The sequence below is a fragment of the Thiorhodococcus minor genome (assembly GCF_010820565.1).
Lineage (GTDB): Bacteria > Pseudomonadota > Gammaproteobacteria > Chromatiales > Chromatiaceae > Thiorhodococcus > Thiorhodococcus minor.
In genome coordinates this window covers 62,164-84,907 of the sequence record NZ_JAAIJQ010000009.1, presented here as the reverse complement: position 1 = coordinate 84,907, position 22,744 = coordinate 62,164, and the positions used below count along the sequence as shown (strand labels likewise).

The 22,744-nt window shown below is 66.5% G+C and carries 20 protein-coding genes and 1 tRNA gene; 9 read left to right on the top strand and 12 right to left on the bottom strand.

The genetic code is table 11. The features are described from left to right. Positions 1-35: 35 nt before the first annotated feature. The 5 genes from G3446_RS04705 to G3446_RS04685 form a co-directional block, all read right to left on the bottom strand. On the bottom strand, positions 36-1,535 hold the full coding sequence (locus G3446_RS04705) for an oligosaccharide flippase family protein (protein WP_164451251.1): 1,500 nt from the start codon (positions 1,533-1,535) through the stop codon (positions 36-38). Positions 1,536-1,631: 96 nt separating this feature from the next. Next, positions 1,632-2,165, bottom strand: coding sequence for a DUF4124 domain-containing protein (locus tag G3446_RS04700; protein WP_164451250.1), 534 nt, complete (start codon positions 2,163-2,165; stop codon positions 1,632-1,634). A 30-nt stretch (positions 2,166-2,195) separates the two neighbouring features. Beyond that, on the bottom strand, positions 2,196-2,642 hold the full coding sequence (locus tag G3446_RS04695; RefSeq protein ID WP_164451249.1) for a BLUF domain-containing protein: 447 nt from the start codon (positions 2,640-2,642) through the stop codon (positions 2,196-2,198). A 410-nt stretch (positions 2,643-3,052) separates the two neighbouring features. Then, entirely contained in the window at positions 3,053-4,372 is a 1,320-nt protein-coding gene (locus G3446_RS04690; protein ID WP_164451248.1) for a metallopeptidase TldD-related protein, read from the bottom strand. Next, positions 4,369-5,811, bottom strand: coding sequence for a TldD/PmbA family protein (locus G3446_RS04685; protein WP_164451247.1), 1,443 nt, complete (start codon positions 5,809-5,811; stop codon positions 4,369-4,371). The genes G3446_RS04690 and G3446_RS04685 overlap by 4 nt, the downstream gene beginning before the upstream one ends. 342 nt (positions 5,812-6,153) lie before the next feature. Here G3446_RS04685 and G3446_RS04680 point away from each other — a divergent pair, with 342 nt between their 5' ends. The 3 genes from G3446_RS04680 to G3446_RS04670 all read left to right on the top strand — a co-directional run bounded on the left by G3446_RS04680 (position 6,154) and on the right by G3446_RS04670 (position 7,734). After that, complete coding sequence (locus G3446_RS04680) at positions 6,154-6,399, top strand: hypothetical protein (protein ID WP_164451246.1); 246 nt, start codon at positions 6,154-6,156, stop codon at positions 6,397-6,399. Next, on the top strand, positions 6,396-6,872 hold the full coding sequence (locus G3446_RS04675; RefSeq protein ID WP_164451245.1) for a hypothetical protein: 477 nt from the start codon (positions 6,396-6,398) through the stop codon (positions 6,870-6,872). Before G3446_RS04680 ends, G3446_RS04675 begins: the two co-directional genes overlap by 4 nt. Positions 6,873-7,095: 223 nt before the next feature. Further along, positions 7,096-7,734, top strand: a complete 639-nt coding sequence (locus tag G3446_RS04670) for a toll/interleukin-1 receptor domain-containing protein (protein ID WP_164451244.1) — start codon at positions 7,096-7,098, stop codon at positions 7,732-7,734. Positions 7,735-7,833: 99 nt separating this feature from the next. Here G3446_RS04670 and G3446_RS04665 read toward each other — a convergent pair whose 3' ends face one another. The 7 genes from G3446_RS04665 to G3446_RS04635 all read right to left on the bottom strand — a co-directional run bounded on the left by G3446_RS04665 (position 7,834) and on the right by G3446_RS04635 (position 14,439). Then, entirely contained in the window at positions 7,834-8,697 is an 864-nt protein-coding gene (locus G3446_RS04665; protein ID WP_164451243.1) for a universal stress protein, read from the bottom strand. A gap of 14 nt (positions 8,698-8,711) precedes the next feature. Next, complete coding sequence (locus tag G3446_RS04660; protein ID WP_164451242.1) at positions 8,712-10,187, bottom strand: SulP family inorganic anion transporter; 1,476 nt, start codon at positions 10,185-10,187, stop codon at positions 8,712-8,714. A gap of 526 nt (positions 10,188-10,713) precedes the next feature. After that, a tRNA-Val gene (locus G3446_RS04655) sits at positions 10,714-10,788 on the bottom strand. Between the two features lie 73 nt (positions 10,789-10,861). After that, positions 10,862-12,310 (bottom strand): pyruvate kinase, encoded by a 1,449-nt coding sequence (pyk, locus tag G3446_RS04650; protein WP_164451241.1) that lies wholly within the window; start codon positions 12,308-12,310, stop codon positions 10,862-10,864. 254 nt (positions 12,311-12,564) lie between these two features. Beyond that, entirely contained in the window at positions 12,565-13,167 is a 603-nt protein-coding gene (locus tag G3446_RS04645; protein WP_164451240.1) for a flavin reductase family protein, read from the bottom strand. A gap of 169 nt (positions 13,168-13,336) precedes the next feature. Beyond that, complete coding sequence (locus G3446_RS04640) at positions 13,337-13,672, bottom strand: cupin domain-containing protein (protein ID WP_164451270.1); 336 nt, start codon at positions 13,670-13,672, stop codon at positions 13,337-13,339. A gap of 50 nt (positions 13,673-13,722) precedes the next feature. Further along, entirely contained in the window at positions 13,723-14,439 is a 717-nt protein-coding gene (locus G3446_RS04635) for a transposase (RefSeq protein WP_164451239.1), read from the bottom strand. 334 nt (positions 14,440-14,773) lie between these two features. Between G3446_RS04635 and hrpB the strand changes: the two genes are divergently transcribed. From hrpB to mobA, 6 genes are all read left to right on the top strand, one after another. Further along, positions 14,774-17,329 carry an ATP-dependent helicase HrpB gene (gene hrpB, locus G3446_RS04630; protein WP_164451238.1) on the top strand — a complete coding sequence of 852 codons (2,556 nt, stop codon included), beginning with the start codon at positions 14,774-14,776 and terminating at the stop codon, positions 17,327-17,329. A gap of 751 nt (positions 17,330-18,080) precedes the next feature. Beyond that, on the top strand, positions 18,081-18,761 hold the full coding sequence (locus G3446_RS04625; protein WP_164451237.1) for a response regulator transcription factor: 681 nt from the start codon (positions 18,081-18,083) through the stop codon (positions 18,759-18,761). Next, a complete protein-coding gene (locus tag G3446_RS04620; protein WP_164451236.1) occupies positions 18,751-20,046 on the top strand; it encodes a sensor histidine kinase in 1,296 nt (431 codons plus the stop codon). Before G3446_RS04625 ends, G3446_RS04620 begins: the two co-directional genes overlap by 11 nt. 221 nt (positions 20,047-20,267) lie before the next feature. Beyond that, on the top strand, positions 20,268-20,603 hold the full coding sequence (locus G3446_RS04615) for a hypothetical protein (RefSeq protein WP_164451235.1): 336 nt from the start codon (positions 20,268-20,270) through the stop codon (positions 20,601-20,603). A gap of 666 nt (positions 20,604-21,269) precedes the next feature. After that, on the top strand, positions 21,270-22,010 hold the full coding sequence (locus G3446_RS04610; protein ID WP_164451234.1) for a carbonic anhydrase: 741 nt from the start codon (positions 21,270-21,272) through the stop codon (positions 22,008-22,010). A gap of 89 nt (positions 22,011-22,099) precedes the next feature. Continuing rightward, a complete protein-coding gene (mobA, locus tag G3446_RS04605) occupies positions 22,100-22,708 on the top strand; it encodes a molybdenum cofactor guanylyltransferase MobA (protein WP_164451233.1) in 609 nt (202 codons plus the stop codon). Positions 22,709-22,744 lie beyond the last annotated feature (36 nt).

Genomic DNA, 22,744 nt, shown 5'->3' with positions numbered 1-22,744 from the left:
CCCGGAGCCGGCGGGCCGAGCGAGGTCGGCTCGGGTCAGCCGTTCGGCTCGTGGGAACGGCGCCCCGCCCCCTTGAGCAATTTGCGCCCGTCGACGAGCGCCACGACGGCCAGGAAAGCGGCGAGGCAGAGGCTGCCGACGGCCAGCGCGTGCCAGCTGGTCGCCGACTGGAGCCAGCCGCTGCCGAGATAGATGCCGACACCTAAGCCGACATAGCCCAGCACCTTTCCGACATCATAGGGCACCGGGTAGTAGTGCCGGCCGAGGACGTAGGAAATCAGCACCATGGAGCTATAGCAGACGAGATGCGCCCAAGCGGCACCCTCGAAGCCATAGATCGGCACCCACCAGAGCAAGAGCCCGACAGTGATTAGAGAGCCGATGATGGAGACGCCCGCGCCCAGCAGGGTGCGATCCGTGAGCTTGTACCAGATCGACAGATTCACGTAGATGCCGAGCGCGAGGTTGGCGAGCAGCAGGACGGGGACCACATGCAGCCCCTCGCGATAGGCGCTGCCGACGAAGTACTGGAAGACATCGATATAGAGTGTGACGAGCAGGAAGAGGAAGACGCAGCAGATCACGAACCAATTGAGCACGATGGCATAGGTGCGCCCGGCGTCGGCCTGCTTGGCGTAGCTGAAGAAGAAGGGCTCGCCGGCGTAGCGGAAGGCCTGGATGAAGAGCGACATGAGGATGGAGAGCTTGTAGCAGGCGCTGTAGATGCCGAGCTGCGCCATGTTGGTCTCATCGTCGAAGGGCAGCAGATACTTGAGTGCGGCGCGGTCCAGCATCTCGTTGATGATGCCGGCGAAGCCGATGACGACCATGGGCAGCGAGTAGCGGATCAGGCGCGCGAAGAGCACCCCATCGAAGACGCGGAAGCCATCGCGCAGCTGCGGGGCGAGCAGCAGCAGCTTGACCAGGCTTGCCATCAGATTGGCGACGAAGACATAGCCCACGCCGATCTCAGGGATCCACAACTGTCCGAGCAGGGACTGGGGATCGCTCGCATGGGCGTGACGGCAGACGTAGATGAAGAAGATGGTCAGGCCGACATTGACGCCAATCTCGATCAGCTTCAGCGTCGCGAAGCGCGCGGCGCGGTTCTCCGCCCTGAGCCGCGCGAAGGCGGCCGCCCCGATCGCGTCCAGGGCCAGAATGGCGGCGCTCCACCAGACGTATTCCGGGCTGTCGGGATGACGGAGCAGCTCGGCGATGGGCTCGCGCATGAGGAAGATCGCGAGCAGAAAGAGGGCGTTGGACACCACCAGAAAGCGAAGCACGGTCCCATAGACGACCTCGGGCGCATGCTCGTCGCTGGAGCGAAAGCGGAAGTAGCCCGTTTCCATGCCAAAGGTCAGCAGCACGGCCAGGAAGCCCATGTAGGCGTAGAACTCGGCGATGACGCCATACTCCGCCGGGGCGAAGCTGTAGGTCAGAAAGGGCACCAGCAGGTAATTGAGGAAGCGCCCGAAGACGCTGCTGACCCCGTAGATGGCGGTCTGGGAGGCGAGTCGTTTGAGTGGGTTCAAGGCGGCCGTCCGATGCGTCCTGTCGAAACGAAAGGGCGCATTCTATAACGGCGCGGCGGCGGATGATGGACGCAGGCTGGAGCGCCGATCCCTAGCCTACCGCAACTGGGATCCACCTCCAGGCGGCGGACGCAGCGAGCGCGACGGCAGCTTCAAGGACCTCCGGGTTGGCTTGACCGGCTCTGGAGTCGGAGCGACGGGACGGTGACCGGGCGGCTGCGGCCGCAGCGGCGGCCTGGGCGGCGGAAGCACGAAGGAGCGGCGAGCCTCGGCCTCATCCTCAGCTCGGCTGGCGTTGGCCCGCGCCGCCTCCACCTCGAGACGCGCTTGCTCGCGGGCCAAACGCTGCATCTCCGCCGCTTGGCGCGCCTGCTCACGCTGCAGCCGCTCCGCTTCCATGGCCCTCACCTGATTCAACACGGAGTAGGCATCGGAATCCTTGCCCGAAGACGCGGCGCCCGCTTCGGACTCCAGCTGGATCTGTCGGTGGGCTGCGCTCGGCGCCTGATCGCTGTAATGCACCAGCCCCTGATCGTCGGTCCAGCGGTAGAGCTGCTGCGCGGGCACAGCGCCCAGGCTCGCGGCAAGCAGCGCGCCGCACAGGGCGCGGCTTGCGGCGGCAATGGACATGGCGGCGTCTCCCCTGCTCTGCAGGCCGGACTAGGTCTCCCAGGGCCGCCCCTGGCAGATGATCTTGGCGTCCAGCAAGAAGGCGTAGATCTCATGCAGGCGCTCCGGAAACTCCACCGCATCCTCTTTCGAGGAATACTTGCGGATGAGGATGTCGCGGACGGCCTTGGGCAGATCGTAGAGATCGACGAGCGACATCCCCCAGTCCTCGAAGTAATTCTCTTCGGTCGGCTCGTAGGAGATGAGTCTCAGGTGGTGGTGACGCTCGTCTCGAACGATCCTGGAATAGAGGTCGTTCACCGCGCCCGCGGGTCCCTCCAGCACTTGAAGGAACTGATGGCCCGAGAGGACCAAGAGGCCAGTGATGCCGAGCTTGCGATTGTTCTCGGCACTCTTCTCGATGAGCTCGCGCAGCTCCTCGTTCGCCATGAACTTGTCGGTGCAGGTGCTGCGATAGATGAGTCTGCAGTTATACATATCGGGCTCCGGGAGGATTGAGCCAGGCCTGACTTGCAGGGCCGTCTTCCAACATTCTAGCGCTCGAATACAAATCGACGACACAGCGCGCATGAGACTGTGCGTACAGCCCGAGCGCACAGCGCCCATACCCGCAATGCCTCTGGAGAGGCGAGTCCGACAAGGCGATTGCCGGAAATTCTTATACCAGGTGGCGCCGGATTGAGGTCCGCCTTCAAGAAGCGCCGACAGGAGCATCGCTGGGGGATGTGACTGGCGGGGCGACACAGAAGACGGGCGTCAAGACAAGTCAGATGGTATGAAAATTGACAGAAATCGCCTAAAGCCCCAGGCCACGGCCAGTCGCGATTCGGACGCGAGCTCGCCCGGCATCTTCCCGACGCCCTGACGCGCCCCGCCGCAGCTCTCTGCTACAAGGCAAGATCGATTCCGGAGACCAAGATGCCGGGCAGGAGTGCGCTCGCCGTCGAGCGACCCTCGTAGGTCTCCGCCGAGAGGATCAGCTCGCGCTCCCGCGTCAGTGCCTCCAGGCGATCTCCCAGCAGGTGGTAGAGACTGTCGTCGAAGCGCATTACATCGACTGGCGCGACGACCTCTCCGCCTTCGACCCAGAAGGTCCCGAAGCGCGTCATTCCGGTGATGCGGCACTCGTTCATGTCGGACCAGTTGCAGTACCAGAGATTACCGATGCTGAGCCCGGTGTCGAGCCGCCGATGCGCCTCGGCCATCGGCAGCTCTCCAGAAGCGACGCCGAGGGATTCCGGGACATCCGAGGCCGCGTTGACCGCTTCGCCGTACTCCTTGCCGCTGCGCGCATCGACCAAGCAGTGACCGAAGACGCCCCCACTGATGAGCGGGACGTCGCCGGGCTTGAGGAAGCCTTCGGGCGTAAAGCCTGGCGTCAGGCCGCGCGCGTGCTGCTCCTCGATCGTCAGCCTGGGCGAAAAGGCGCGCTCGCCCCGCACCAGCTTGAGCAAGGGGGTCTGGTGCGTACGGTGATCCTTGAGCCCGAAACCGCCCCAGGCCAGCATCTCCATCAGCTCCTGAACCGCCGCGGGCGCCAGATAGGCGCGATAGCGGCCGGGCGCGATCACCTTGGCCGGCCGCGCCATCACGTCAAGGCCGATCCGCAGCTCGGTCAGCTTGGCCCCCAGGATGTCCGGCTCCCAAGCAAAGCCGCTGTAGCCGAATTTCACGGCCTTGTCGGCACGCAGGTAGCAGCTCCAGTCCAGATTGAAGCTGGTGCTCTGGTGCCAGTAGGCATGGCCGAGCGAGCTCGCCAGCCCTTCGGCGATGTCGCCGCAGGCGCAGATGCCGACCAGATCCAGCCCCTCGGCCGCCCCGATCAGGGTACCCACCATCTCCTCGCTGCTCGGCAGTCCCTCGCCCACGCGCTGCATGCCCTCCCCGGCCTGCGTCGAGAAGTGGAGATAGGGATCCTCCGGGACGAAGGCGAGCCGCTCGCGTAGGCGCTCCAGAAGTCGCCGGGCGCTCACCAAGTCCAGCTCGGGCGAGCCGGTCAGATCGCAGGCGGCCTCCGCCTGGCGCGCGCCGTCGATGAGGGTGAGCCCGAGCGAGCCGGCGCGGACATGGCCGGCCTGGCGGATGGCGTTGCGATTCAGCCGCACGAAATCGGACGCCTCGCCGCTGAGGCTGTAGAAGAGGATCTCCTCCCCCTGCAAGCCCGCGTTGATCTGCGCCGCCAGCCCGAAGAACGCCTCTGGATTCATTCGCCACCTCCGAAGACCGCAACGTCGCGGAACAGACAGGGCGGCGACGCATGGCCGACGTAAATCGACTGGCTCGGCTCACCCTTGCCGCAGTTGCGCACGCCTCTGACCTCCCGTGTCTCCACGCCGCCGACACCATCCAAGCTGCGCCAGAAGCTCGTGGAAAGACCCCGGTAGCCGGGGTTGCGCACCATGCCTTTGAGCGCGCCGTCCTCGATCAGCCGGCCCAGCTCGCAGCCGAACTGAAACTTGTTGCGGCTGTCGTCGATAGACCATGAGCGGTTGGTCTCCATGAGCACGCCGCGCTCCACGCGCGCCACCAGGTCCGCAAGCGTCCCCTCCCCCGGCTCTAGATTGATGTTGCCCATACGGTCGATCGGCGGGCGCTCCCAGCCGCAGGCGCGGCTGCAGGCGACACCCGGCAGCCCGGCGCGCGCCTGCGACAGCGTGCCGCCGAGCGGCCGCTCCAGGATGCCGTCGCGGATCAGATAGGCCTTGGTCGCCGCGCTGCCGTCGTCGTCCGCCGCGCCGGAGACGAGCTCGCCGGGCACCGTCGGATCGAAGGTGACATTGAGCAGCCCAGAGCCGTACTGATATTGGCCAAACATCTCCGGGGTCACAAAGCTGGTACCCGCATAGTTGCGCTCGTCGCCCAGGATGCGATCCAGCTCCAGCGGGTGCCCGATACTCTCGTGGATCTGCAGGACCATCTGGCTGGGCATGAGGATGAGATCCCTCACCTCCGTCGGACACTCTGGAGCCTCGAGCAAGGCGATCGCCTCTTCGGCAACGCGCGGCGCGGCCTCCACGAAGCCCAGTCGCTCCATGTTCTCCAGCCCGCCCTGAAGACCGCCGTCCGCGCCGCCACCGTGACGACGCTGCGTCTGACTGCCGGCGTTGGCCACGGCGAGCAGTCCGGGAAGCACGAATTCCTGCACCTGAGCGACTTCGCCGCCCGCGCTGGTCACCAGAAGCTGCTCGGTGCGGCGATACGTCAGCCAAGCGGCCCAGTCGACGATCCGCTCGTCGAGCGCCAAGGCCTGGTTGGCGGACTGCAGCAAGCCGAGCTTGTCGGCGACCGACAGCGTCTCCCAAGACTTGGAGACCTCAGCCTGGTACTCCGCACGCAGCGCGCTGCTCGGGTGGATAGCAGCGTCGAAAAGCCCATGCCGCGCGTGCGCCCGCGCCCACTCCAGAGCCCGCTCCGCGGCGGCACGCAGCCCCTCGGGGCTGAGGTCGCTGGTCGCGGCATAGCCGACCCCGGCACCCTCGATCACAGTGACCATGGCGCCGAGCGAGGTGCCGAGAAGGCTCGGCTCGACGACGCCCTGACGCACCTCGAGGTGGTCGCTCTCCTCGGCAACAAGCCGGAGCGACCAATCCGTGCATGGAGGCACGCAGGAGCGAAAGGACGTGGCGATTGCGGACAATGCTGGCATGACTTGAGGTTTCCGACTGCTGAATCTGGCCTCGACTCTCCTCAGCGCGCGGCCGGCTGTCAACCGCATGCCGAGCCAGGAATGGCATCGCGGCGCCCCCCTCGAGGCGACGCAGCTACCTTGGGCTGGGCAGCTGCGGCATACTCCGACGCGGTCTTGCACCGCGCTGATGGAACGCCCCTAAGGGCATGCTGGGGACGCCGTCGCGCGAATCTCAGCGAGGCGCCGCTCCCACGCCACTGGCCGTGGGCGTAGACCGCAGGATAGACACAGCCCGAATAGGGGCTCGACACCGCCTAGGCTTGGGCGGCGACACTCAATCGACACAGGGGGCTCGGCGTCATGGCTGCACCCGTCATCGTTCCAATCTGGCTCATCATCGTCATCATCCTGGCCGCCGCCGCGGGCACTGGGGTAATGGCGTATTTCGCGACCCATAGCGTGACGACGATTCTGTTCGCGCTCGGGCTCCTGGCGATCCTCTTCGTCGTCATTCTGCCCAATCTCGCGGGGATCGTCCGATGGGGCAAGGACGTCAGAAAGGCGCTAAGCAATGAGGCGCCAAACGGCGAGGACAAGCCTCGGTGACGCATGCAGGCCAGCGCGGAGCACGCCTCACCGCGCTCGCAGCGGTCAGCGTCTCGACCGGTTGCTCCGGCCGAGACGAGGCGCTTTACAGCCTGGGCGGTTTCCTCTTCGTGATCTTCCTGCTGGTCATCGCGATGACCTATCTCGTCAAGCATCTCCACGAGCGCGAGGACATCAAGGCACTCATCTCCAGGCTGACGGCACCCGCGCTCGCCCTGTCTTGGATCCTCTTCGCGCTCTCCGTCGGGACCATGATTACCGGGACCCGCGTCCTCTGGAGCGAAACCTTCGGCCCCGAGAAGCTCAGCTTTTTCCTGGGTGTCATGCTCTTCCTGCTGGCCTATTTCATCAGACGCTGGGCGCTCAGCCCGATGGAGGAGAAGGGTCACTTCGCGCGACTCACCTCGATCAGCATCGGGTTCTCGCTGGCCATGCTCTACGTCATCTTCGGCGCAAGCGCGATCAGACTCTGAAGGCGATCGCGGTCATAGGCTATGCCGGGAGCCGCATCCGCACAGGGGCTGCTGGCCGAGGCGCGTGGCCGCAGCGGCCACGTCGTCCCTCCTCGCCTATCGACTGAGGTATGCTTGCCGGAAGCAGGCTCGAAGGCTGCGATCATCGATCGCCTGCGACACAGACAGCCTGACCGCACGCCAGCCGCCAAATTCATCACGCCCCAGCAGCCAATCAAGCGACATGAGTAAGCCCAAGCACAACAAGATTGCCGACGTCATCACGGCCATTCTGATCCTGGCCGCCCTGCTCTACTCGGCGGTCGGCTTCCTATCGGATCGGCATCTTGCCGCGGGCGTCGAGATCGCGCTTGGCCTGCTCGCCTTGGTGGGCGTCATTGCAATCATCGCCATGCTCCTTCGAGCCATAGGCAGGAAGGAGGCTCACAAGGTCTTTATCCTCTACTCGGACGAAGATCTCGCCTTCGTATCCAAGCTCTACAAGGCGCTCAAGATCACGCCCTACACCATCCTTTGGGACAAGAAGGAGATCCAGGTCGGCGATCACATCGAAGAAAAGCAGCGCCAGCTATTGGAAGAGAGCGACGACGTCATCGTTGTCATCTCGACGCGCAGCGCAGACTCGGATTGGCCCGAATCCGCCATCGTAAAGGCCATCAAGCTCAAGAAGCGGATTCTTCCGGTGCTGATCGACGATACGGAGATCCCGGACGCGCTCAATGCGCTCATGTTCGCGGACTTCAGGGCCTCCTTCGACGACGGCTACTTCAGCCTCAGGGACGCACTCAAGGCCGAGCGGCCGGAGGATCCGACACCGCCGTCCGAGCGGAAGGCAGCCCCCAACAAGATGGCGGCCAATTGATGCCCATTGGCCCGACTCCTGGGTCGACCCTCGGAGTACTGCACCTGTAGGGTCCTCTCGCTTCCCCGCGCCAATCGCCCGCAAGCGGGCTCCGGCGCGCTAGCGCAGCAGCAGCGTCGGGATCGTCGCCGAGCGCAGCAGATCCGAGGTCTTGCTGCCGAACAACAGGGTCCGGATCGGCGAGTGCCCGTAGGCGCCCATGATGAGCATGTCGATGGCTTGCTCGCGCACGCTGCGGGCGATGATGCCCTCGGCGTCGCCGGGGATGAGCGCGGCCTCTACCTCGAGGCCGGCGGCCTCGAGCGTCGTCCGCGCCCACTCGAGCTGCTTCGCGTCGTTCTTGCGCTCCTTGCCGGACATGAGCACATGGACGCTCAGGCCGCGAAACAGCGGACTCGCCGCGACCATCTCGACGCCGCGGCGCGTCACCATGCCGCCATCGAAGGCGATCATGACGCGCTTGGGCTCATGGAAGTCCTCGGTGACGGCGAGGATGGGCTTCTTGAGCGCACGCACCACACGCTCGACATTGCGGCCCAGGTCGCGCTGCGTCGTCTCCGCCGACTCGCCGCGCCGACCGAGCACGAAGAGCCGCACGCCCGCCTGCTGCTCGATGAGCACCTCCTCCAGCTCGCCATAGCGCTGGCGCACGTCCGGTGCCGCCGCGCCGGCCTGAATGGCGCGCTCGCGCTGGCGCACCAGAAACAGTCGGCCGCGCTCGCGGACCTCGCGGCTGCGCGCCGCGTCCTGCTCGGACAGCTCGGTCAGCAGGTGCTGCTGGGCGTTGATACCGATGGCACCGCTGTGGTCGTCGCCGGTCGAGATCTCCGGGTGACGATCGATGATGTGCAGCAGCTCCATGGGCGCGGCGGCGCGGCTGGCCGCCCAGGCGGCGGCGTCGGTCACGGTGTCCGCGAAGTGCGACTGGTCGACACAGGCCAGGATCTTGGGCTCGTTCAACATGGTGGCTCTCCTCCTCAGTGGCCCATCAACTGCTCGACAGCCTCGGGCTTGTCGTGCACGGCAAAGCGGTCGATCAGGGTCGCGCTCGCCTCGTCCAGCCCGACGACCTCGACCTCCGTGCCCTCGCGTCGGAACTTGATGACGACCTTATCCAGTGCACTGACGGCAGTGATGTCCCAAAAGTGGGCACGACTGACGTCGATGCGCACGCGCTCGATGACCTCCTTGAAGTCGAAGGCGCTGACGAAACGGTCCGCCGAGGCGAAGAACACCTGGCCGGTGACGACATAGGCGCGCATCCGGCCCTCGTCCATCGACAGCGAGCCGACGTGCAGGACCTTGCCGACCCTGTTGGCGAAGAAGAAGCCGGACAGCAGCACGCCGACGAGCACGCCCTTCGCCAGGTCATGTGTCGCGACCACGACAATGACGGTCGACAGCATGACGACATTCGCCCACAACGGATGGTCCCGCAGATTGCGGATGGAGGCCCAGTTGAAGGTGCCGATGGCTACCATGATCATGACCGCGACCAAGGCCGCCATTGGGATCTGGGCGACCCAGTCGTTGGCGAAGACCACCATGAGCAGCAGGAAGACGCCGGCGACCAGGGTCGAGAGCCGCCCGCGGCCGCCCGATTTCACATTGATGACCGACTGACCGATCATCGCACAGCCGGCCATGCCGCCCATGAAGCCGGTGGTGACATTGGCGACGCCCTGCCCCACGCACTCGCGGTTCTTGTTGCTGGTGGAATCGGTCAGGTCGTCGACGATGGCCGCCGTCATCAGCGACTCCAACAAGCCCACGACCGCCAGCGTCGCCGACACCGGGAAGATGATCTCCAGCGTCTCGAAGTTGAGCGGGATGTCCGGCAGCAGGAAGACCGGCAAGGTGTCCGGCATCTGGCCCATGTCGCCGACCGTGCGGATATCGAGCCCCAGCGCCATGGTCACGGCGGTCAGCACCAGGATGGTCACCAGGGGCGAGGGCACCGCCTTGGTCACATAGGGGAAAAGATAGATGATCGCCAGGCCGGCGGCCACCATGGCGTAGACCTCCCAGGTCGCGCCGATCAGCTCGGGCAGCTGCGCCATGAAGATGAGGATGGCGAGCGCGTTGACGAAGCCGGTGATGACGGAGCGCGAGACGAAGCGCATCAGGCTGCCCAGCCGCAGCATGCCGGCCAGGATCTGCAGCACACCCGTCAGCACGGTCGCGGCCAGCAGATACTGCAGCCCGTGCTCCGCGACCAGCGTCACCATCAGCAGGGCCATAGCGCCGGTCGCGGCCGAGATCATGCCGGGACGCCCGCCGAGGAATGCCGTCACGGTCGCGATACTGAAGGACGCATAGAGACCGACCTTGGGATCGACCCCCGCGATGATTGAGAAGGCAATGGCCTCCGGGATGAGCGCCAGCGCGACCACCAGGCCGGCGAGCAGGTCATTGCGGACGTTGGATAGCCACTCCTGGCGTAAAGCTTTCATGATGGATCACTGGGATTGCTGGGACGGCCGGCACGCACCGGGCGTCGATGGAAACAAGAGCACGCCCCCGAGCCGCCGCGAAGGACGGCCCGGCCACATCTGGGTCACGGATTGCACGGGCACCTGAAGAGTCGATGCCCACAAGCAGGATCGAGGCCAAACGCCGCAGAGGGTGATCGAGACCGACGACCCTAAAAAGGAGCAGTTGAACCGCAAAGGACACAAAGAGCGCGAAGGATGTCGACACCTTGTCTGCGAAGCGATGCTCACTCAGAGGGCGAAGCGACGCGGCGATGCAAGCCTCTGGTTTTCGTCGTGTCCTTCGCGCCTTTGCGGTTCCGATCGCCGAATCTAGGATTGCGCAGTGTCTTCCCTCAATCGCACGCCCCGGGAGTGTTGACCTCCAGGTCAACACCCGCCGGCCTGAAGGCCGGCACTCCCAGCACCGACCTCCAGTGGAGAACAATTCGGCGGCAAACAAAAAAGCCGACTCCGGTGTGGCCGGAGCCGGCTTCTTCGATCGATTTGGTGGGCGCAACAGGGATTGAACCTGTGACCCCTGCCGTGTGAAGGCAGTGCTCTCCCGCTGAGCTATGCGCCCGAATCAGACTAAAAATGATAACCGGAGCTGACTCACCCGGTCAACATTGCGGCGCGCGAGCTGCCGATCGGAATCAGGAGCACTGCCTCCCTGCCTGCATGCCCAGCTCGAGGATCTCCATGCGGAAGTTGCCGCAGGGGTTGTCCGCGGTCGGACCCTGCGTGAGCAGCACCAGACCGGCTTCGATGTCGCGCTCGCGGAGCCACTGGCGCACGAAGCTGGACCAGTCGGAGCGGTCGTTATCCACCTGGACGGCGTGGATGCCGTAGGAGAACTGCAGCGACTGGCAGGTCGCGGCATTCGGGCTGTAGGCGATGATCCAGACCGGCGGGCGAAAGCGGGCGACGTTGCGCGCCGTGCTGCCGGATTGGGTCGGCACGGCGACCACCTTGGGCTCGCTGTTGTTGATGGTGTGGTAGACGCTCGCGGCGATGAGGTCCACGGCGTGCGGCCGGCCATTGCCGTCGAGGCGGCCCATGGTGCGGACGAAGGGCTGCTTGCTGCGCTCCGGCTCGACCTGGGCGGCGATGCCCGCGAGCATGGCGACCGCCTCGACCGGATAACGCCCCACGGCGGACTCGGCGGAGAGCATGACGCAGTCCGTCCCGCCGAGGATGGCGTTGGCGACGTCCGTGGCCTCGGCGCGGGTCGGCCGGCGATAGGTCACCATGGATTCGAGCATCTGGGTAGCGGTGATGACCGGCTTGCCGAGGTGGTTGGCCAGCTCGGTGATCTGCTTCTGCGCCACGGCGATGCGCTCGATGGGGATCTCGACGCCGAGGTCGCCGCGCGCGACCATGATGCCGTCGGCCGCCGTCAGGATGCGCTCGAGGTTGTTGAGGGCCTCGGCGCGCTCGATCTTGGCGATGATGAAGGGGCTGTAGTCCATCTCGGCCGCGGCCTTCCGCACCGCGAGGATGTCGTCCTCTGACGCGACGAAGGACTGGCTGACGGCGTCCAGTCCGTGCTTGGCGGCGAAGCCCAGCCACTCCCGATCATCGTTCGTAAAGGCACTGATGCCGAGGTCGATTCCCGGCAGATTGAGCCCCTTGCGCGAGGACAGCTCGCCGCCGACGCGCACGCTGCAGCGGATGTCGCTGCCGCACACCTCCAGAACCTTGAGCAGGATGAAACCGTCGTTGAGATAGAGGCGGTCCCCCGGCTGAACGGCATCTGGCAGAGCTTCGAAGCTGATGCCCACCCGGTCTTTGTCCCCGAGGATGTCCTCGGTCGTCAGGGTCAGGGCGTCGTCGCGCTGCAGCTCGATCGGCTCTTCCTTGAGATCGCCGATGCGCATCTTGGGGCCAGGCAAATCGCCCATGATGGCGATACGCTTGCCGGTCTCGGCCGCGGCCCGGCGAATGCGTGCGACGATCTCGGCGTGATAGTCCGGATCGCCGTGCGAGAAGTTCAGACGCGCGACGTTCAGGCCGGCCTGGATGAGCTGCGTCAGCACCTCAGGCGCGTCCGAGGCCGGACCAATGGTGGCGACGATCTTCGTCTTGTGGTCGGGCAACTGCATGGGGGAATCCTCCCAGTTTGGGGTACAACTCAACGGAGCTGAGACGGATGAGCCTCAAAAGCGCTGCCAGCTCCCAGCCTTGAGCGGCCAGCCTTTCGCAGCCCGCCAATCAGCCGGTTGGCCGATCGCCCATCGAATGGGATTCCCTGGACTCGCCCGGCGGGTGAAGGCCTCGGGAATCGGAAAGCGCGGCAAGCCAACGGCTAGGCGCTGGAGGCTCCTTCGAGGATGAAGATCAATAACGGGGGTGCGACTTAGGGGTCCGGCGAATCCCCTCGCCAGGCGCGAATCGCGGCGGCGTCGATGCCCTGGTCCCTGGCATAGAGGCGATCCAGCTCGGCCTTGCGCTCCGGCGGAGCATCGCGCATCAGGCCGGCGACCGTCAGCACAGGCCCCTCCGTCAGGAGGCGCCCGCCCAGGATCTCGGCGAGGTAGAGGCTGCGATCGCCGATGTCCATGCTGGTCTCGACCCGGCAATCCATCCAGGCCGCCGCTTCAAGGTACAGCGGATTGCCCTCCGGCGTCTCGCTCGCGCTCAAACCGGCGAGCTTGTCGGTGTCTTGCCCGGTCGCAAGCCCAAACCGCCACACGCTCCCCAGATCGGTGGCGCGCAGCAGGTGCGAGGCAAAGCCCCCTGAGGCTTGGATCAGCTCCCAAGTATGGTGCTGCTTCGCGATGGCGATCAGCATGCGCGGCAGCTCGGGAACGATGGAGGCGCGGACCGCAGAGGTCGCGATCAGCCCGCCCCGGCGCTCGCCGGCGCGCGCGGTCACCAGCCACAGCGGCGGGTCGTAGAGATGAAAAATGGATTCGATGGCGTCCATCGCCTCGGACGACAAGCTGGGGTGATCCTGCATGGGAGAAAGACTCAGATAGATCCAGATCCGGGAGCCGCGTCAGGCCACATCAATACCAGGATTCGATGACGATCTGACGATGCGCTTCCCGAAGAGATCGGTGCCCGCGCGCACCCTTGCAATCGGCGGGCGCGAGCTGGCGTCTTGGCCTGAAGTGGCCATGCCCCGATCAGGCCAGAGGTGCAGGGTCGATATCCCGATAGGCGGACTGCTCGAAACGCGGGCTGCAGATGGCGAGGAAGACCAGATCCCACTCGCCAGGGTTGCGAATCCGCTGGCTGCATCCAGCCGGGATGTAGACGACATCGCCGACACCGACCTCTCGCGGCGGCCGCCCCCCGACCTCGAGGACGCCCTGGCCGGTCAGGATCAGATAGCGCTCGACGATGCCCGCGAGCCGGTGCAGCCGGGTGGTGACGCCCGGCTCGACCCGGGCGCGCGCGATGGAAACGGCGGGGTCGTCGGGGCTGTTCCAAGACTCCAGGATGAAACAGCCCTCGACCATAAAATACTCATCCGCCTCGTCGGGCGAATGGACGATCGCAGCCTCGCCGCTCACGCGCGACCGACGCTCCGTCGATAGGCCTCGGATCTGCGGTCTCCCCCGCGCGGCCGCGGCAGGGCACGGCGGTTCAGCAGGCCCTCGATCTGGCTGCAGAACTCGGGGCTGCCGAGCACCCACGCCTTGTTGGTGCAATCGCGAATCTGCTTGAGCTCCGCGTCCGGCAGCGGCTTCTCGGCCTGCACGGCATAGGCCTCGCGGCGGGCCTTGGCGCTGCGGCCGAGCCGCTCGTACTCGCGGTGCGGCGTGACCAGATTGTCGTCCATGCCTTCCGCGTTGGCCCCGTAGCTGGACCAGCCGTAATCGCCAGGGGTGCCGACCAGCCCGGCGCGCACCGCGTTGGCCTCCACATAGTGCCCGACCGCCAGCAGGTAGTGCTTGGGATCGACCAAGGTGGCACGATAGCGGCCTTCCCAGAGCGTCCCGGTGCGGTCATAGCGGCTGTTGAAATATTGGACGTAGTAGCGGCCGACGTACTGCATCAGCTTGCCGATGCCGTTCTCGAGATAGGGCGTCAGCAAGAGGTGGAAGTGGTTGGGCATCAAGACGTAGGCGTGGATCTCGCACTGAAACTTCTCGGCGGCAACGCCCATCTTGTCCCAGATAAACCAGTAGTCCTCCTCCTCGAAGAGGATCTGCTGACGATTGTTGCCGCGCTGGATGACGTGCTGCGGATATCCAGGCATAACGAAGCGGGGTAGACGGGCCATGAGTAGGGTCGGATCCGGTTGATTGACCTGTCTGTCGAGTATAGACAGCGTTGACCAACCTGCTGCCCGATACGCGCATTCCGCTTGCGCTAAGTCATGTCAAACCGAATCGATAGACACGCGTTGATCACCATCGCGCGTTGATCACCGCGCATTGATCACCACCGCTCGGACCATTGTAGGAAGCAGCAGTCGCGCTAAGCATAAGCACATGAAACGCAACTAGTTTCCATAGACAAACCGACCCTCGCCCATCACGCGGCACGCGGCGTTCATTCACGAATCGTCTATTCGCAACCAAGCCGGCGCGAGCGTCCCGAGAGCCCAGGCCAGCATGCCCCAGAGTAATCCACCCCAAGAAAATCAATGGCTACCGATCGATCCGGTGCTGGATCCGCTGCGCGCGGCGCTTCGAAAGGGTCACGCTTTGTTGCAGGCCCCAACGGGATCGGGCAAGTCGACCAAGGTGCCCTTGGCCCTAATGGACGCGGACTGGCTGGCCGGTCAGCGCATCCTCATGCTGGAGCCCAGACGCCCGGCGGCACGCATGACCGCCGCGCGCATGGCCAGCCTGCTGGGCGAGCCCTTGGGCGAGCGCGTCGGCTACCAGGTCCGCTTCGAGCGCCGCGCCGGCCCGCGCACCCGCATCGAGGTGATCACCGAGGGCATCCTCACCCGCCGACTCCAGCGCGACCCCGGACTGGAAGGCGTCGGGCTGGTGATCTTCGACGAATTTCACGAGCGCAACCTCCAGTCCGACCTGGGCCTCGCGCTCACCCTGGATGTCGCCCGAAGCCTGCGGCCCGAGCTGCGGCTGCTGGTGATGTCCGCCACCCTGGACGCCGAGCCGGTCGCCGCGCTGCTGGGCGGTGCCGAGATCATCCGGGGCGAGGGCCGCAGCTTCCCGGTCGAGGTGCGCTACGCGGACCGGGCGCCGGATAGGGACATCGTGCAGTCCGCGCTGGCCGGCGTCCGACGCGCCTTGGCGGAGGAGACGGGCGATGTCCTGGTCTTTCTCCCCGGCACCGGCGAGATCAACCGCTGCGTCGAACGGCTGCGCGCCTCGGTCGATGAGACCGCCGAGATCCTGCCCCTGCACGGCAGCCTGCCCTCCGCCGAGCAAGACCAGGCGCTGCTGCCGGGAGACGGGAGCCGGCGGCGCGTCATCGTCGCCACCGACATCGCGGAGACCAGTGTCACCATCCAGGGCATCCGCGTCGTCGTCGATACCGGGCTGACCCGCAAGCCGCGCTTCGATCCCGGCTCCGGACTGACGCGCCTGGTCACCGAGGCCGTCCCGCGCGCCTCCGCCGAGCAGCGCGCCGGGCGCGGCGGGCGGCTCGGGCCGGGCGTCTGCTATCGGCTGTGGACGCCGGCCCAAGAGCATGGCCGGCCCGAGCACCGCACCGCCGAGATCCTCCAGTCCGACCTGGCCCCGCTCGCCCTGGAGCTGGCGCTCTGGGGCGTGAAGGACCCGACCGACCTGGCCTGGCTCGACCCGCCCCCCGCGCCCGCCTGGTCGCAGGCGCTCGACCTGCTGCGCACCCTGGGCGCGCTGGACGAGACCGGCGCCATCACCCGCCTCGGCCGCGCCATGGCGGAGCTGCCGGTGCACCCCAGGCTCGCCGTCATGCTGCTGAGCGCATCCGCCGCGGACCGCCAGACCGCCGCCGACCTCTGTGCCCTCATCTCCGAGCGCGATCCCTTCCTGACCGCGCCGGACCGCTCCCGACCCGCCGACCTCGGTCTGCGGCTGCACGCCCTGGAGGCGTCCCGCGCCAAGCAGACGCCGCGCGACATGGACCGCAACCGACTCGCCGCCGTCGGACGGGCATCGGCCCAGCTGACGCGCCTCGTCGAGCGCGCCGAGGCGCAGGCATCCAACCCAGAGCGATCGCCCGGCGCCCTCCTCGCCCGTGCCTACCCGGACCGCGTCGCCCAAAGGCGCGCGGGCGCGGACGACCGCTATCTGCTCGCCTCAGGCGGCGGCGCCATCCTGCCGCGCGACGACGCCCTCGCCATCCATCCCTACCTCGTCGTCCCCGAGCTGGACGCCAAGGGCCGCGACGGGCGCATCCATCTCGCCCTGCCCCTCGAGCCATCCGAGATCGAGACCCTCTTCGACACCCGCATCACCCAAGCCCGCGAGGTCGCCTGGGAGCCCGAGCGCGAGGCCGTCGCCTGCCGCGAGGTCAGCCGGCTTGGCGCCATCACCCTGGCGTCCAAGCCCGTCCCGCTCCAACCGGACGACGACGCGACCGCCCTGCTCCTCGAGCGCATCCGCGAGCAGCCCGACCGCGCCTTCAACTGGTCCGCTGCCGCGCGCCAGCTCCAGGCCCGCGTCGCCCTCATGCGCCAGCACGACCCGAGCGGCGACTGGCCGGACCTCTCCGGCAGCGCACTCCTCGCCACCTTAGTTGTGTGGCTCGCCCCCTGGCTCGACGGCAAGACCCGCCTGAGCGACGTCCGCCAGCTCGACCTCGCCGCCCTCCTGACCGCCCGCCTGGGCTGGGACCAGCAGCAACGGCTCGACCAGGAGACACCGACCAGCTTCGTCACCCCCGCCGACAACAAACGCCCCATCGACTACAGCACCGGCGACATCCCCGTCCTCGCCGCCCCGCTCCAGGAATTCTTCGGCCTCCAAGACACCCCCCGCGTCTGCATGGACCGCGTCCCCGTCCTGCTCCACCTCCTCTCCCCCGCCCGCCGCCCCATGCAGGTCACCCAAGACCTCGCCGGCTTCTGGGCACGCGGCTATACCGAAGTCCGCAAGGAGCTGCGCGGGCGCTATCCCAAGCATCATTGGCCGGAGGATCCGACCGAGGCGCGGGCTGTGGCTGGGGGGATCAAACGGCGGGCGTTACGTCCAACAAAAGGCAAGACCTGACACCATCTTCCGTGACACCATCTTCCGCAATGCCTCGTTCATGGAAATCTCCCATTCGATCGAAGGTCGGCAGGTTGAGCTGCAAGCGTCGATCATCGATTGGCTCGTCCACGCGACGGTTCCGATCGGCGATCGATGCCGAACCGTAAAGGCACCAAGGACGCGAAGAGAGCAGATGCATTGGCCGATGCGCAGATTCCGCCCGCTCGGTGGACAAGATGGATCCCGCGACCTACCGACATCCTCTGCGCGCTTCGGGCTCTCTGCGGCTAGAAAACCACTCTCCAGTCTACGTAGGGTGGACAAGCGCAGCGCAGTCCACCAGCGCCGACGCGGGGCTCGGTGGACTTCGCTCTGGCTCGTCCACCCTACGGGTCCAAGTGGCGATCACGGCCTTCGCGGACATCCAAAGTCTGGGCAAGCCGGTAGAACTTGGAAAATGATTTGATGTTCTTTTTTATAACTGATGGCGATATCCATGCCTGGCCGCATGAGTGCCGACTGAACGCTGGCGGTGCGGGATCGGCGGCCGGATTTCGGTTAGTCTGAATCGGCTTTCAGGGCTCCAGACCGGGCGCGGCGCCTCGGCTCCCGTCGCCCTGGAGGGCGACGCTCCCAGGGATGTCGGCCTGTCGCGCCATCGGCACCCTTGCGCAACAGCGAAAACTGCGGGTCCGACAGCCCCTTCTTTCCTTCGCGCCCTTTGCGTCTCTGCGGTTCAACCTCCCAAGCTCCGATCTGAGTCGACGCCATGCATCTCCTCATCATCGAAGACAATCCGGATCTGGCGGGGAATCTGAGCGACTTCCTCGACGCGCGCGGGCACAGCGTCGATCTGGCGCAGAATGGGCTCGCCGGGCTCAACTTCGCGCTGGAGCGCGACTATGACGCCATGGTGCTGGATCTGATGCTTCCGGGGATGCACGGGCTGGAGGTCTGCAGCCGGCTGCGCGAGGCGGGGCGGGACCTGCCCGTGCTGATGCTGACCGCGCGCGACACGCTCGCCGACAAGCTGGGGGGCTTCGAGCATGGCGCGGACGACTATCTGGTCAAGCCGTTCGACCTGCCCGAGCTGGAGGCGCGGCTGACGGCGCTGGTGCGGCGGGCCAAGCGCGCCATGCCGCGCAGCCTGCTGCGGGTCGGCGACCTGACCTTCGACCCGGACCGACTGCGCGTGGAGCGTGGCGGCCGCCGGCTTGAGCTGGCGCCCATTCCGCTGCGCATGCTGCAACTGCTGATGCAGCGCGCCCCTGGCGTGGTGCGCCGCGAGGAGATCGCCCAGGCGATCTGGGGCGACAACCCGCCGGACAGCGACGCCCTCCGCGCCCATGTCCACGCGCTGCGCAGCGCGGTGGATCGCGACGCCGAGACCCCTTTGGTGCATACCCTGCGCGGCATCGGCTACCAGCTCGCCGAGCCCCATGACCGCTAGGCGCAGCCTGCGCCGCCGCGTCGCCGTCACCCTGGCGGCGTTCAGCGGCGCGGTCAGCCTGACGCTCGCGACCTTCATGTATGTCGCCTCGCACGACCTGGAGCGCCGCCTGATCGACGACACCCTGACCGCCGAGCTGGACGACTATGTCGCGCGGCGTCAGCGCAACCCGCAGTCCCTGCCGGAGCGCACGGCGACCATCCGCGCCTTCGTGGTCGCGTCCGAGGGCGGGACGATGCCCATTCCGCCTGAGGTCGCGGCGCTCGGACCGGGTCGCCACGAGCTGACGCTGGAGGGCAAGCGCTATCGAGCCGCCGTGCGCGTCGTCCAGGATCAGCGGTTCGTCGTCCTCTTCGACGTCAGCGCGCTGCGCAAGCGCGAGCGCATCTTCCTGTTGCTGCTCGCCCTGAGTGTCGTGCTGGTCACCGGGGTCTCGGCGCTCGCGGGACGCTGGCTGGCCTGCGTGGTGGTCTCGCCGGTCACCGCGCTGGCGCGGCGCGTCTCCGCGCAGCGGCCGGAGGACCCGCCGCGGGCGCTGGCGGGCGAGTTTCCCTGGCAGGAGGTGCAGCAGCTCGCGGCGGACTTCGACGCCTATCTGACCCGACTGCACGACTTCATCGAGCGCGAGCGCTTCTTCACCGCCGATGTCAGTCACGAGCTGCGCACGCCGCTCACGGTGGTCGCCGGCGCGGCCGAGCTGCTGCAATCCGATCCCAGCCTCGGTGAGCGCAACCGCGCGCGCGTGACACGGATCGCGCGCGCGGTCGCCGAGATGCGGGAGATGACGGAGGCGCTGCTGGCGCTCGCGCGGGAGCAGGAGGCCGTCTCCGAGGGTGCGCTCGACTGCGATGTCGCCGCCGTGGCCGAAGAGCTGGTCCAGCGCTACCGCAACCTCTTTCCCGGCAAGCCGGTCGAGCTGACGCTGGAGGTGGATGCACGGCCGCGCCTGCGCTCGGACCGGGCCGTGCTGTCCATGGTACTCGGCAATCTGCTGCGCAACGCCCTCGCCTTCACCCAGGAAGGGCATGTGAGACTGCGGGTCGCGTCCGGCCTCGTCGCCATCGAGGACACTGGGCCAGGACTGGATCCCGGAGCCGGTGCGGATCTCTTCCAGCCCTTCGTGCGCGGCAGCGACAGCCGCGGCGCCGGGCTTGGGCTGTCATTGGTCCAGCGACTGTGCGCCAAGCAGGGCTGGGCGGTCCGACTCAGTAACCGGGAGGGCGGTGGCACCAGGGCAAGCCTGGTCTTCCAGCCCACAGATAGGGTTGATTCGGAGCAGGTTTGACCTGAAGCGGCGGCCAGCTTGCGGCACTTACCCAGGGTTACTCGAAGGGTGAAGACCTCAACCATCGGACACCTCGGCAAACCAACAGCTGGAAGCGGATCGCTGGCGGCTGACGGCTCCTCTTGCTTTAACGCTCCCTTAACCTTGCCTTCCCATTCCCTTGACCGGGCCTCCGCTAGGCTGTCCTGAGATCCAAGACATGAGTCCAAGCGAGGCGCCCCATGAATCACGCTCACGCCTATGGGAAGGCGTCGTCCGGCGAAGGACCGCTGGCGAAGACGCTCTGGCATCTCCCACTCATCCTTGCCGGCCTGATCGGGGCCTACGAGCTGGAGCTGGGACACCTGGCGGTGGCGGCGCTGGCCGTTGGCTTGCTGATCGCCTTCCAGGCACGTATGAACAAGGCCGATGGGGCTGGCGCTGGGAATGCGCGCATGTCCAAGCAGGCCCGCGGCGACGGCGGTACCCGCGCGGCGAGGGCTTTGACGACGCCGCGCACCGCGGCACGGACCGTACTCGACGGCGGCAGTTTCGAGCGCCATCAGCTGCAGAGCTAGGGGTATCGCTGGAGTCTTGACCAGCTCGATTCGGGGCCAAGCGGTCACTGACGGCTGATTGCCCAGATGAGGCGAGACCCGAGCGGCCGAGGCCGCCGGGTCAGCTCTAAGGCGAGTCGATGCGCCGATCAACCAGCGCTCGCTGCCGGCTCAGCCGCCTTGCCCGCATCTGCAGCACCGATCGGCATAGAGCTGCCCGACGCTCAGGACACCCAAGGCCAGGATGGTGAATCCCGCCCAACCGCCGGATCTCGGTTCAAGGCTTGACCGTCGTGTCCTACTTGCTCGGGGCGACCGCACTGGCCGGACGACGCCCCTCGGCGACGGCCTCCTTCGCTGGGCGACTCCCTTCGTCGAGTGAGCTCATGGGGCGCGGCCGCTTACCACAGCCTTGCCGCCGCATCAAAAAAGGCGTCAGGCGAGCGTCGGCCGCAACGCGGGCAAGTTGGGCGTGAGCTGAGCCAAGCGCTCACGAAGAGCATTGGCACTAACTATCGTCAGTCTCTTATCGGCTTCGAGCTTCTCATCCTTGGTCGCACGACCTCGATCATGGCTCCTGCCGGCCGGTGTTGGCGGACTGGGCTGCGCTTGTCCGCCCTGCTCGGGGTCTCTACGGAGCCAGACTCCGCAACCATTTCCACTAACCAAAAAAGACGAGGAAGACCCATGTCTCACAAATCCCTGATCCTTTCTCTCGCCATGGCGGCCAGCGGCACAGCAGTCGCCGCCGATCATCCTGTACACTGGGGCTATGAGGGCGCGAGCGGGCCGGAGCACTGGGGAGAGATCGACCCCAACTTCAGGATCTGCAGCAGCGGCAAGAACCAGTCCCCCGTCGATCTCACGCACATCGTCGACTCCAATCTCCCACCGATCGGCTTCCATTACGCGCCGGGCGGCAGCGATGAGGTCAACAACGGCCACACCATCCAGATCAACTACGAGGCCGGCAGCGGAATCACCGTCGACGGCCATGACTACGCCCTCAAGCAGTTCCACTTCCACACCCCGAGCGAGAATCACATCAACGGCAAGGAGTATCCGATGGAGGCCCATCTGGTTCATGCCGACGCGGACGGGAATCTCGCGGTGATTGCGGTGATGTTCGAGGAAGGCGCCGAGAACGGCGCACTGGCCGAGCCTTGGAGCGTCATCCCGGACCACGCGGACCAGAGCGTGCATCTGGCGCACAAGGCGTCCGCCGAGGGGCTGCTGCCTGAGAACCGCGACTACTACAGGTTCAACGGCTCGCTCACCACACCACCCTGCACCGAGGGTGTCGTCTGGCTGGTGATGAAGGAGCCCGTCGCCGCATCCCACGACCAGATCAGTAAATTCTCCGAGATCATGGGTCACCCGAACAATCGCCCGATCCAGCGCCTGAACGCCCGCGTCGTGATCGATTGACCCGACAGGCGATGCGCTGCGGCGGGGCAAAGAGGCCTCGCCGCCATTGCCCCTGAAAAGAGCGACCAGCTTCCAGCAGCCAGTTTTTCATGACCGCGATTTCTCTCGACGACATCACCGGGGTCATCCTCGCCGGAGGCGCGGGGCGACGGATGGACGGGCGCGACAAGGGACTGCTCCCCTTCGGCGATCGCGCCCTGGTGGAATGGGCGATCGACGCCTTGGCGCCCCAGGTCGGCAGCCTGCTGATCAGCGCCAACCGCAACATCGACAGCTACAGCCGCTACGGCCTCCCGGTCGTCCGCGACAGCGAGCCCGGCTTCAATGGGCCTCTAGCGGGCGTCCTCAGCGCGATGCGGAGCGCCCGAACGCCCTGGATCCTCACCCTGCCCTGCGACGCGCCCTTCCCGCCCCCGGACCTCGGCCGACGACTGGGGGCCGAGATCGCCAAGCGGACCGCGGATCTCGCCATCGCCACCGACGGGACGCGCCGCCACAGCCTGCATGCCCTGCTCCCGGCCGCACTGGCATCGGACCTCGCCGACTTCCTCGCCGCCGGCGACCGCAAGGTCGAGCTGTGGCAGCGACGCCACCAGATCGCGCAGGCCGACTTCAGCGACTGCCCCGAGGCCTTCCTCAACCTGAACACCCCGGATGACGCGCGGAGAGCCGAGGCGCGTTTCGTCAAGCGCCCCTGAGCCCCCTCGTCAGGGCGATGCGAGACGCCGCCGTCG